Here is a 12,463-nt window from a genome sequence, read left to right on the forward strand (position 1 = left end):
CACAAGGTAGGATTGACTTAGGCAAACTCTATCAGACTTTCGGAGTCGAGGGATACGAAGTGGATGGCTATCTCTTGACCGACATCAATCTCAAAGGGCTTCAAAGTGATGCCGAAAAAGGAAGATTACAACAGCTTGATAACAAAGGAACCATTGAAATGGAAAAAATCCGGATCAGGTCAGAACTGTTTCCCCTTCCCTTTGAAATCCATTCGGGAAAGGTCAGGGCTGACAAAGACAGGATTTATCTCGAAAAAATGAATGTGCAATATGCCCAAAACAAGCTTGTGGCAGATGGATACCTCTTTAATCTGATTGCATACTATATGGATTCCAATGCTCCTGTCAAGGGAAATCTTACCCTTAGCAGTGATAAATTGAACTTGAATGATTTCATGTTTTATTCTGGAGAGGAATCGGTGGTGATAGATACCCTAGGGGCAGTACAGGGAGTTGTCATGATTCCCCCCAATGTCGATTTCTCATTGGAAGCTTCGGTGGACACCATTCTTTTTGATGAAATCAGGCTGGAAAAATTCAAAGGAAAAATCGGAGTGAAAGAAGGTGTTCTTGCAATGGAAAATACAGGCTTCAACTTAGTTGGCGCCAATGTTCAAATGACAGGGAAATACACACCTTCCGATCCCTACAGGGCAAATTTCGATTATTCTATCAAAGCAAATGGGTTTGACATCAAACGGGCCTATGATGAAATCCCATTGTTCCGCGAAATGGTAACCGCAGCGGAATATGCCCAAGGTATTGCCTCTTTGGATTATAAGCTTTCAGGGAGATTAGATGCCAATATGGATCCTGTACTTCCTTCTATCAAAGGTGAGGGAGTATTTGCCTTGGACAAAATTAAACTGAAAGGATTCAAATTGATGAACAGTATTGCTAAGGATACAGAAAACAAGGAATTGGCAGATCCGGATCTGGAAGGCGTGCAGATTAGGAGCAGCATAGCCAATAACCTGATCACGATAGAAAGGACAAGGATGCGCATCGCAGGTTTTAGGCCAAGATTTGGAGGTCAGGTCAGTTTGGATGGGGATATGAGCATCGCTTTCAGACTGGGATTGCCGCCTTTAGGGCTTTTTGGTATTCCCATCAAAATAACTGGAAACTCCGAAAACCCAATCATCGAGGTAGGCAAAATCACTGAAGGGGATGAATTGGAAGAAATGGAAGATGATTCCGGAATCCAAGTGGAAAGCGCAGAAAAAACCGGCGGATCAATCAAATAGGTTTTGACCTTTACATTTTTTGAACGGTTTTAAGAGACGATCCCATTTAGTTACATTTAGCTATCATTCAATCCCAAATATGCCATGAAAAAAATCCTCTTTTTATTCATTCTATTCCTTGCCATCCATTTTGCTAATGGCCAAGGAACCAGACTCCTCCGAGAACCAACCATCAGTCAGGAATATGTGGTTTTTGTCCATGCCAACGACCTTTGGAAGGTGGCGAAATCGGGAGGAAATGCAATCAGACTGACTAGCAATGAAGGGGCAGAAACCTTGCCTAGGTTTTCGCCTGATGGCAAAACAATTGCTTTTACAGGTCAATATGACGGCAATACCGATGTATATATCATTCCTGTGGAAGGAGGGGAACCAAAGCGGTTGACCTGGCATCCAGGAGCGGATTTTGTAAGCGGATGGACACCTGACGGCAAACATGTGCTCTTTGCATCCGCAAGAGTAGGAGTTCCTACCATGGAATCGAAATTTTTTCAGGTGTCAAAAGATGGTGGCATGGAAGAACCTTTGGATATTCCCAGAGCAGTGAATGGAAGAATTTCTCCTGATGGTAAATCAATTGCATACCAGCAAATTGCCTTTTGGGATCCTGAGTGGAGAAATTACCGTGGCGGTCAGGCTAAACCTATCTGGATCGTGGACATGAAAAGTCACGCCCTCAAATTGACACCACAGACTGACAATGAACGCCATACCCAACCTATATGGCATGGCGACAAGGTATTCTTCCTGTCCGAAAGGGATTATGCAAACAACATCTGGTCTTTTGACCCCAAATCAGAAAAACTAAAGCAGGAAACCTTTCATGCAGATTTTGATATCAAAAACCATGATTCCAATGGAACAGAGGTGGTTTATGAGCAGGGTGGTTATCTCCATATTCTGAATCCATCTACAGGAGTCTCCAATCAATTGGAAATCAACGTGAACGGGGACTTTCATTGGGCAAGGGAAAGATGGGAGGAAGTAAATGGCCGAAACCTAAGCAATGCTTCCTTGTCTCCTACCGGGCAAAGGGCAGTTTTTGAATTTAGAGGAGAAATCATCACTGTTCCAAAAGAAAAGGGAGATGCCCGCAACCTGACCAATACCTCCGGTATAGCAGACCGGTCCCCTGTTTGGTCTCCGGATGGACAACAGATAGCCTGGTTTTCAGATGTTTCCGGTGAATACCAACTGATGATCGGGGATCAGGAAGGCCTTTCCAAACCAAAAGCCATCACCCTTCCCAACAAATCATTTTACTTCAAACCAGAATGGTCTCCTGACGGTAAACACATCGCGTTCACGGATACGGATTACAACCTTTGGATTGTCAATATCGAAAGTGGGGCTGCCAAAATCGCGGACACAGAGCGCTTTGCACACCCAAACAGAAGCTTAAATCCTGTTTGGTCACCCGATTCCAAATGGGTAGCCTATGCGAGGCTATTGGATAATCAATTCAAGGCAATATTCGCATTCCAAATAGAATCAGGAAAAAAAATCCAAGTCACTGATGGATTGGCGGATGCCATCAGCCCTGTATGGGATATTAACGGTGAATACCTGTATTTTTTGGCAAGTACCAATTTCGGTTTGAATTCGGGCTGGTTGGACATGAGTTCCTATGAAAGACCCACGACAAGAAGCCTTTACCTAGCCGTTTTAAACAAAAACGGAAAGTCCCCTCTCCTTCCTGAAAGTGATGAGGAGAAACCAAAAGAAACAGAGAAAAAAGAACCGGAAAAGAAATCAGATGCCAAGACGGTAATTATCGATGAGGAAGGATTATGGAACAGGATCATTGCTGTGGACATTCCTGCAAGGGATTATTCTTACTTGGTAATGGGTCCGGAAAATTTCTTGTTTTACACTGAATCTGTTCCCAATCAACAGGGTCTGGTTTTACATCGCTATAATTTCAAGGAAAGAAAAACTGAAATGTACCTTTCAGGAATCAGTTTTGCCACTGCATCTCAGGATAGGAAATCATTGCTCTATCAGACAAATGGGAATTGGGGAATAGTAGAATCCACCGGAGGTCCAAAAAAAGCAGGAGACGGTAATTTGAAAGCCCTTGCCAATTTCAAAGTAAAAATAAATCCCAAAGAAGAATGGGAACAGATTTTTAGAGAAGGATGGCGATACCAACGTGATTTTCTATATGTGGACAATGTCCATGGTGCACCTTGGAATGATATATATAATTGGTATAAGCCATGGGTTTCCCATGTCAAACACAGGGGAGATCTGAATTATATTGTAGATATCCTTGGCGGAGAAGTAGCTGTAGGTCATAGCTATACCTCAGGTGGTGATTTTCCTGACATCAAATCAGTGACCATCGGTCTATTGGGTGCAGACTATGAAGTTCACCAAGGCAAATACCGCATCAGCAAAATCTACAGCGCCGAAAGCTGGAATCCCAACTTGATAGCTCCTCTTTCCATTCCAGGAATAGATGTCAAAGAAGGAGATTATATCCTTGAAATAAACGGTGTGGAAATAAACGCCTCTGAAAATTTCTACGGGTATTTTGAAGGCACTGCAAACAGGCAGGTAAAAATCCGTGTCAACAACAAGCCCGGAACGGAAGGATCAAGATGGGTCACAGTTGTCCCTATTGCCAATGAAAACCAGCTGAGGATGATGAGCTGGGTGGAAAGCAATAGAAGAAAAGTTGATGAATTGTCCGGAGGTAAATTGGCCTATGTCTACATACCCAATACCGGAAATCCCGGATACACTTATTTCAACCGCTACTATTTTTCCCAGCAGGATAAAAAAGGTGCAGTGATAGATGAAAGAAACAATGGAGGTGGCTCAGCGGCTGATTACATGGTAGACATCATGGCACGCGACCTTCATGGTTATTTCAACAGCAAAGCTGGAGATAGAAGGCCTTTTACCACACCAATGGCAGGTATCTGGGGCCCTAAGGTCATGTTGATCAATGAAAGAGCCGGTTCAGGTGGAGACCTTCTCCCCTACCTGTTCAACAAAATGGAAATCGGGCCACTCATTGGAACCAAGACCTGGGGGGGATTGGTCGGTACATGGGATACTCCTCCATTCATAGATGGTGGTCGCATGGTGGCACCACGTGGTGGTTTCTTTGACATCAATGGGGAATGGGCAGTAGAAGGCGTGGGCATTTCTCCGGACATAGCTGTCGAACAAACCCCCAAGGAAGTCATCCAAGGAAAAGATCCTCAACTTGAAACAGCAGTTAAGGAAGCATTGAGACTCCTTGAAACCGAAGGTGTGGAATTGAAACCTGAGCCCAAAGCACCTATCAGGTACGCGAGACCCCAAAAGAAGAATTAGATCGTTAGGGAATGAAGGTTATACAAAAGTTCCTTGAGGTGAATTTTCCCAAAAAAAGTCAGATAATTCAATATGATCAAAATAACCTTTCAAAAAAAATCATGCTGATTGGTTGATTTAATTGCAGAATATTGATAGGAACTATTTGAAAAGGTAAAATTTTATCCAAAAAGAAAACAATTAAAAGCAATATTTTTAACTTTAAACAAAAAACCATTATGAAAAAACCATTCTTTCTATTCGCCCTTTTATTTGTGGCATTGTTTGCATTTAATGCCGAAGCCCAAAGTCTTAAAGTTCCAAAAGCTGAAATCCCCACCGCCGATCTTCAAAAGCAATTGCTTGGTGCATTGGATAGTGTGGATGGATTGGGCCTCTCTTCCGATCAGGCAACAAAGCTTAAAGCCAACAATAAAAGCTTCGCAGGAGAGATCTTCAAAATTCTCGGAGGCACAGGCACAGATGATGCCAAAAAAGGTCTTTTAAATTCCTTGGGTGGTGAGAGACAGAAGTTTTTAACAGGGCTTTTAGGAAATGATCTTCTTGGAAAATATACCAAAAAAATCAATGGATTGATCAAGCCTTTTAAAAGTAAATTAGGCTTGGCTTCGTTGCTGTTCTAATCCTATCATTTTTTTCTTTTGCTTGAAGAAAATGTATACATTTTTAAAGCCGTGGAATTTCCTGTAAATTTCACGGCTTTCTAATTTATCCCCTCCCATGAAGCATTTTCTGTATTTTATCCTTTTGATGTTTTTCGGCTGCAACCAATCAAAAATTGAAGCTGAATTTAGGCTGACTGATCCCCAAAATGGAATCCTGTTTGAAAAACAAGAACCCCTTTCTTTTTCAAAATCCTCATCAGAGGATCCGATTATAAAAATCGACGAAAACCTGACCTATCAGATAATGGATGGTTTTGGTTTTACCCTTTCTCAAGGAAGTGCCCAACATCTTTTGGGCATGAATCCAGAGGCTCGGATGGAGATTTTGAAGGAGCTCTTTGGAAGTGAAGAAAACAGCATTGGCGTAAGTTACCTTAGGTTATCAGTTGCCGCCTCTGATTTGAATGAATATCCTTTTTCTTACCATGATGTGGAAGATGCAGAAAAAGATACGCTGCTTTTGAAGTTTGACCTGGGGCCGGACAAAAAAGATGTCTTGCCTGTCCTAAAAGAAATCTTGGCTATCAATCCTGAAATCAAATTGATGGCATCACCTTGGTCACCGCCCTCTTGGATGAAGGACAATAAAGATACCCGTGGCGGTAAATTACTTCCTGAATACTACGACCGATATGCACTTTATCTGGTCAAATACATCCAACAGATGGCAGATGAAGGTATCATTATTGATGCACTCACCGTTCAGAATGAACCTCTTCATCCCGGGAACAATCCCAGTCTCCTGATGCTGGCAGAGGAACAGCGGGATTTTATAAAACTCCATCTTGGACCAAGATTTGAAGAAAGCGGCATAAAAACAAAAATTATCATCTATGACCACAATGCCGACCGACCCGATTATCCCATCAGCATTTTGGATGATCCTGAAGCCAAAAAGTACATAAACGGCTCCGCATTTCACCTTTATGGTGGAAATATTGAGGCCTTATCCGAAGTCCATAAAGCCCATCCTGACAAAAATCTATACTTCACCGAACAATGGGTCGGCGCACCCGGGAACCTGTCCGGAGACTTAGCTTGGCACACCAAAAACCTGACTATCGGTGCTCCGAGAAACTGGGCAAAGACAGTATTGGAATGGAATCTGAGCTCAGCACCTGATCTCAAACCCCATACGGACAGAGGAGGCTGCGACCAATGCCTAGGAGCCATAACCATCAAAATCAACAAGGTTTTGAGAAATCCCGCCTATTATGTCATCGCCCATGCCTCCAAGTATGTACTTCCGGGATCTATCCGAATTGAAAGCAACGAGCCTGAGGGATTGCCGAATGTAGCTTTTAAGAGACCGGATGGTCGGATAGTAGTTTTGATTTTGAATGAATCGAAAGAAATGCAATCATTCCAAATCCAAGTTGGAGAATTGTCAGGGAAAATGGTTTTGGAATCGGGAGCAGTAGCCACGCTATTGCTGTAAACTGGATTTATTTCAAAACCATAATTTGGTTCATGGAAAGCTTGGGAAAAAAAGACCTCAAAATGTATTTTGTTTCCGGCAAGTGCCTGACCTTCTTTAGACTTTCCAGAATTTCATTTTGGTCGAAAAACGAATCTTCCTGATTCAAAAATCCATAGGCTGAAAAAACACCTTTTTCAAAATAAAGAAAAGCAGTCTCCTCAGGATGATTTCCTTTTTCTTTGATTAAGACGTCTCCTACCTGCCCCGTAACGGAAGCTAAAAAATCATTTGCCTTTCTATTATAAACCTCAGGAGACTCTTGACTGCAACAAGCTCCTTGACATTTCTGATTGGGATAATCGTAACAGGCACCGGCTGTCTTTTGAATTCCTGAAAGTTTGGGACAAAGATGAAAAGACTCCACCTGATCCAACAGATACTTCCAACCTTCAGAATGGCTTTCAAATTCCAAAATAGGTTTCAGACTACCCGTATTCTTTCCAACCTGAAACCGGAGATATCCCTGACCATCCTCGTATTTGTACAATCCCCAATTCCATGAGTTATATTTAAGTGCTTTGTTGTACTTGGGCCACAAACGCTTGATTTCCAATGATTCAAGCAAAAATGCCAAAAATTCATTTCCTGTAAGCTCCCAACTGATATCATGTATTTCGTTGTACAACTGCATTTTGTCTTTGGAACTTGAAGAAAAATGGCCTTTGAACCTGCTTCGGATATCATTGGCTTTGCCGACATAGATGACCTGACCATTTTTATCATGAAAATAGTAGATACCGGTACGTTCGGGAATCTGCAAAAAACGCTCTTTTGAAATATCGGGAGGTAAAAAGCTTTCAGCGCTGCTCTTTTTCAAAGTCTGAAGAATGACCTCAGGGCTTTTCTTGATGATCAAGTCAAATAACTCGGCAGTCGCCTCCGCATCGCCCATTGCCCTGTGCCGTTCCTTGATGGAAATGGAAAGGTGCTCACAAATTCTGCCTAAGCTATAAGATCGAAAACCTGGAAATGCTTTTCTGCTAAGCCTTACAGTACATAATTTTGGTGCATTAAACTCTATCCCTGTATGCTTCAGTGCCTCACGGATAAATGAATAATCAAAATTGACATTGTGTGCAACAAAAACATTTCCCTTCAAAAAATCATGTAGCTCTCCTGCTACTTCTGAAAACGTAGGCGCACCTTCCAACATGTGGCTGTCTATTCCGGTCAATCCTGTAATAAAACTCGGGACCATCCTTTCCGGGTCAATAAGGGAATGAAACCGATCCACAACTTGATTGCCGTCATGGAGAATTGCCGCAATTTCCGTAATTCCCCCTTGGGTTGGATTTCCGCCTGTTGTTTCGATATCTACAATTACATAATTCATGGTATGATTTGGACAAGCAAGTTTAAGGAAATACCCCGTAAATTCCTTTGGAATCCAAAAAGCTGTCAGGCAATGTCCGAAAATCTACCACTTGCTAGGTATCCAAACCTGAGACTATCGCTTTCTCACTTAACCCCCCCCGAAACCATCCGGGAGATAATGTAAACTAAAATGCAATAAAACCCGATAATAAATCCAATAAAAAAAAGGGGAAAGGGTCTCTTGAGAAGTTATAGGAGCTTTTTGTTTTCCTTATGCCTGTCTTTATCTCTACTGTTTTTTTTATCAAAATTCTTTTGAAAAGCCTCGGTCAGGTCTATTCCTGTTTGATTAGCAAGACAAATCAGGACCCAAAGAATATCGGCCATTTCATCAGCCATATTTATTTCTTTGTCAGATTCTTTAAATGATTGTTCCCCGTATTTTCTGGCCATAATCCTTGCAAGTTCCCCTACTTCTTCCATCAGAATGGCGGTATTGGTCAGTTCATTAAAATAGCGTACACCTACTGTTTTGATCCAATCATCCACTAGTTTTTGGGCTTCAGTGATAGTAACTTCCTTTTTCATCAGACAAAATCCTCTCCTTTTGTTTTGGCTGCATTGACAAATTCGCGAAATTTCTTATCCCCATCCAATCTGCATATTATCAGGACATTTTCAGAATCATTGATCAGGTAATTATCCAAACCTTCCACTACTACCAATTTTTGGGGGCTAACTTTGATAAAGCAATTTTGGGTATCATAGAGAAGGGCATTGGCTTCTACCACATTATTTTCCACATCCTTTTCATGTACTTCATGAAGACTTGACCAGGAACCTAAATCCGACCATCCAAAATCTCCAAGGACTACATATACTTCATCGGCTTTCTCCATGATTCCATAATCAATGGAAATATTTCTAACCAAAGAATAGGCTTTTTTGATAAAAGCATCTTCTCTTTCAAGGGTAAAATGGTCCGCTCCTTCCTCAAATACCTCGGCCACATCAGGCATGTATTTTTCAAAGGCCTTGATGATGCTGCTTACTTTCCAGACGAACATTCCTGAATTCCATACAAAATCACCGCTTTCAATAAAAGTTTTTGCAAGTTTTGCATTGGGCTTTTCGGTAAAGGTTTTTACCTTCTTGACTGGGTTTCCCTGGTTGCTGATGTATTGAATATAGCCATAACCCGTTTCAGGTCTGTTTGGTCTAATACCAAGGGTAATTAGCCTGTCTTCTGTATCAGCCGCAGCAATTGCAATTTCCATTGTTTTGAAAAAATTCTCCTCTTGGAGAATAAGATGATCTGCAGGAGTTACGATAACCTTGGCTTCAGGATCTTTACCTAAAATTCTATAACTGGCATAGGCAATGCATGTGGCAGTATTCCTTCTCAAAGGTTCAGTCAAAATTTGGCTTTCAGGTATTTCCGGAAGTTGCAACTTAACCAGTTCTTTATATTTGGAATTGGTAACCACAAAAAATTGTGAATTGTCAGAAAGCGTAATAAACCTATCGTAGGTCATTTGTAACAAAGTACGCCCCGTACCAAGGATGTCCAAAAATTGTTTGGGTTTGTTGTCTCTGCTATATGGCCAAAACCTGGAACCTATTCCACCAGCCATAATCACAATGTAGGGTCTTTTTTGCATTAAAGTAAATTAAACTATTCCTTCTTTCATTAAATCATGAATATGCATAAATCCTACCACTTTTACTTAGTTCAAAGCTACCATCTATGTAATATTGGACTCCTTTAAATAATGTAGAGCATTGGAGGAATATTTATTAAACTATATATCTCTTGGCTTCATTGTCTTTAAATTCTTCACCAAACAACGGAAATTTATATCTCAATATTCGGTAATTATTGATCAAGAACTTTTGAATAATGGTATGAGTATCTTGATTTTAGAGATATAATATTTTCATAAAACCTGATGATGAATTCTTAACACTTAATTTTCCCTATTTTACATGATTGGAATCCACCGTGAATACCAAAAGAGACAGAGTGCCGAATAAATTGATCACAACAGAATAGTATCAGCAATATTCGAGCTTTTTTCTTAACAAAATGATTATATCCGCTTTTTTAAGGGCAAAAAATCATCTTTAGAAGCCTCAAACTCATTCTCTATAAAATTAAAGAGATTTTGAATGGCATTTAGCTTTGTTTGAAGCACTTTGATGACACAACTTTTAATATTTTTTGTTAACTTCAAAACTGCTGTTGTTATTCATTAGATTTGTAACAAAGATAAAAAAGAAATCCTTCAAAATTTTAATGTATACCTTTTAGGTTTATATAGTAATATCAATTAATTGTGGATCAAAGCGCAAAAGAAAAACTTAAAATAATTTTCGGTTTCAACCAGTTCAGAGGAACCCAAGAAGCTATTGTGGAGAATGTATTGAAAGGAAAAAACACTTTCGTCATCATGCCTACAGGAGCCGGAAAATCATTATGCTACCAGTTTCCTGCAGTTGTCAGTGAAGGAACTGCCATCGTCATCTCGCCTCTTATTGCATTGATGAAAAATCAGGTTGACCAATTGAACGCATTTGGTGTCAATGCCTATTTTCTCAATTCAACTCTCAATAAATCAGAGACAAATAAAGTAAAGAAAGAAGTCCTTTCGGGAAAAACCAAGCTTCTTTATGTTGCTCCGGAATCTTTGACAAAGGAGGAAAACATGCTTTTCCTCAAAGAGGCGAAGCTAAGTTTTGTAGCTATAGACGAGGCACATTGCATTTCAGAATGGGGCCATGATTTCAGACCGGAATACCGAAAAATAAAATCCATTATTGCACAGATCGGCTCTCATCTTCCTATTGTAGCCCTGACTGCTACTGCCACTCCAAAGGTTCAGGTGGACATCCAAAGAAACCTTCAGATGGAAGAGGCAGATATTTTCAAATCTTCCTTCAACAGACCAAACCTTTATTATGAAGTTCGGCCAAAAGTGAAGAACGAAACCAAAAAGCAGATCATCAAATACATTAAATCCCATAAAGGAAAGTCGGGGATTATCTATTGCCTCAGCCGCAAAAAAGTTGAGGAAATTGCAGAATTGCTTAAGGTCAACGGTATCAATGCTGCACCTTACCACGCGGGATTGGATCAGAATGTCCGGATCAAAAATCAGGATGATTTTCTCAATGAGGAAACGGATGTAATCGTGGCTACAATAGCTTTTGGGATGGGAATTGACAAGCCAGATGTCAGGTACGTTATCCATTATGACGTTCCCAAATCCTTGGAAGGATATTACCAGGAAACAGGACGAGCAGGACGAGATGGTCTAGAAGGTCATTGTTTGATGTTTTATAAGTATGATGACATCATCAAACTTGAAAAATTCAATAAAGACAAACCTGTTACAGAAAGGGAAAATGCCAAAATCCTCCTCGAAGAAATGGCTGCTTATGCTGAAAGTACAATGTGTAGGAGACGTGTGCTCCTCCATTACTTTGGTGAAACCCTAGACCATGATTGCGGTAACTGTGACAACTGCAAAAAGCAGAAAGAGAAATTTGAGGGTATGGACTACCTCCTTTCTGCAATTTCAGCTGTTAAAGAAACCAATAACAGATTTAACCTTGCCCACATTGTAAAAGTAATCAGAGGAGAAAAGGATGACTATATCGCAAGCTATGGACACGATCAGATATCTGTATTCGGCAAAGGAAAAGAAGAGGATGAAAAACTTTGGAGAACAGTAGTCCGACAGGCGCTCATTTTAGGGTTCTTGGATAAGGATATAGAGAATTATGGTATCATCAAGATTACTACAAAAGGGGAAAATTACTTAGAAGAACCCTACTCCATTACGCTTAGCAAAGATTTTAATTTTGATGAAGTTCCCGTAGATACAGCTGCAGAAGAGATGTCCGCAGGTGGAAAGGCATATGACGAGAAGCTTTTTGAATTACTCAAAGCAGAACGTAAAAAACTTGCCAAATCTAAAGGTTTGCCTCCTTATGTGATTTTCCAAGACCCTTCTTTGGAAGAAATGGCAACAGTTTATCCCACGAATAAGGAAGAACTAGCCCAAATCAATGGGGTTGGAATGGGAAAAGTCAATAAATTTGGTGCTCCATTCCTAAAGTTGATCGAAGCTTACGTAGAGGAAAATGACATCATGACAGCGTCTGATGTAGTAGTAAAAACAGCAGGTAACAGATCAAAAGTAAAAATTTCAATTATTCAGCAGGTTGATAGAAAAGTAAATCTGGATGAAATTGCGGAAAATCTGAATCTTTCCATGGCAGAGTTGATAGGTGAAATAGAGCAGATTATCTACAGCGGAACCAAGCTCAACATCAACTATTACATCGAAAACATCATGGACGAAGAAAGAGAAGATATCCTCCATGAGTATTTCATGACCGCTGAATCTGATAATATTAAAGCTGCT

8 protein-coding genes are annotated in these 12,463 nt (G+C 40.5%); 5 read left to right on the forward strand and 3 right to left on the reverse strand.

The features are described 5' to 3' along the window. From ACZFYI_RS07545 to ACZFYI_RS07560, 4 genes are all read left to right on the forward strand, one after another. Positions 1-1,247, forward strand: a 1,247-nt coding sequence (locus tag ACZFYI_RS07545; RefSeq protein ID WP_462523515.1) for an AsmA family protein, incomplete at its 5' end; no start/stop codon positions are given. 84 nt (positions 1,248-1,331) lie between these two features. Then, positions 1,332-4,574, forward strand: a complete 3,243-nt coding sequence (locus ACZFYI_RS07550) for a S41 family peptidase (protein ID WP_462523516.1) — start codon at positions 1,332-1,334, stop codon at positions 4,572-4,574. A gap of 218 nt (positions 4,575-4,792) precedes the next feature. After that, positions 4,793-5,197: a hypothetical protein gene (locus tag ACZFYI_RS07555; protein WP_462523517.1), complete on the forward strand. Its 405-nt coding sequence runs from the start codon at positions 4,793-4,795 to the stop codon at positions 5,195-5,197. 97 nt (positions 5,198-5,294) lie between these two features. Further along, a complete protein-coding gene (locus tag ACZFYI_RS07560) occupies positions 5,295-6,677 on the forward strand; it encodes a glycoside hydrolase family 30 protein (RefSeq protein WP_462523518.1) in 1,383 nt (460 codons plus the stop codon). Positions 6,678-6,684: 7 nt separating this feature from the next. Here ACZFYI_RS07560 and ACZFYI_RS07565 read toward each other — a convergent pair whose 3' ends face one another. From ACZFYI_RS07565 to ACZFYI_RS07575, 3 genes are all read right to left on the reverse strand, one after another. After that, complete coding sequence (locus ACZFYI_RS07565) at positions 6,685-8,052, reverse strand: exonuclease domain-containing protein (RefSeq protein WP_462523519.1); 1,368 nt, start codon at positions 8,050-8,052, stop codon at positions 6,685-6,687. Positions 8,053-8,282: 230 nt separating this feature from the next. Then, positions 8,283-8,621 carry a nucleotide pyrophosphohydrolase gene (locus tag ACZFYI_RS07570; RefSeq protein WP_462523520.1) on the reverse strand — a complete coding sequence of 113 codons (339 nt, stop codon included), beginning with the start codon at positions 8,619-8,621 and terminating at the stop codon, positions 8,283-8,285. Continuing rightward, positions 8,621-9,694: a mannose-1-phosphate guanylyltransferase gene (locus ACZFYI_RS07575; RefSeq protein WP_462523521.1), complete on the reverse strand. Its 1,074-nt coding sequence runs from the start codon at positions 9,692-9,694 to the stop codon at positions 8,621-8,623. Before ACZFYI_RS07575 ends, ACZFYI_RS07570 begins: the two co-directional genes overlap by 1 nt. Positions 9,695-10,369: 675 nt before the next feature. On the opposite strand from ACZFYI_RS07575, the gene recQ reads away from it, so the two are divergent. Continuing rightward, a partial coding sequence (gene recQ / locus ACZFYI_RS07580) for a DNA helicase RecQ (RefSeq protein WP_462523522.1) occupies positions 10,370-12,463 on the forward strand: 2,094 nt, incomplete at its 3' end.

The sequence above is a fragment of the Aquiflexum sp. genome (genome assembly GCF_977115555.1).

Excerpts from the sequence above, each read along its gene's own strand:
- ACZFYI_RS07550 (WP_462523516.1), top strand. The coding sequence starts at position 1,332 with ATGAAAAAAATCCTCTTTTTATTCATTCTATTCCTTGCCATCCATTTT.
- ACZFYI_RS07555 (WP_462523517.1), top strand. The coding sequence starts at position 4,793 with ATGAAAAAACCATTCTTTCTATTCGCCCTTTTATTTGTGGCATTGTTT.
- ACZFYI_RS07560 (WP_462523518.1), top strand. The coding sequence starts at position 5,295 with ATGAAGCATTTTCTGTATTTTATCCTTTTGATGTTTTTCGGCTGCAAC.
- ACZFYI_RS07565 (WP_462523519.1), bottom strand. The coding sequence starts at position 8,052 with ATGAATTATGTAATTGTAGATATCGAAACAACAGGCGGAAATCCAACC.
- ACZFYI_RS07570 (WP_462523520.1), bottom strand. The coding sequence starts at position 8,621 with ATGAAAAAGGAAGTTACTATCACTGAAGCCCAAAAACTAGTGGATGAT.
- ACZFYI_RS07575 (WP_462523521.1), bottom strand. The coding sequence starts at position 9,694 with ATGCAAAAAAGACCCTACATTGTGATTATGGCTGGTGGAATAGGTTCC.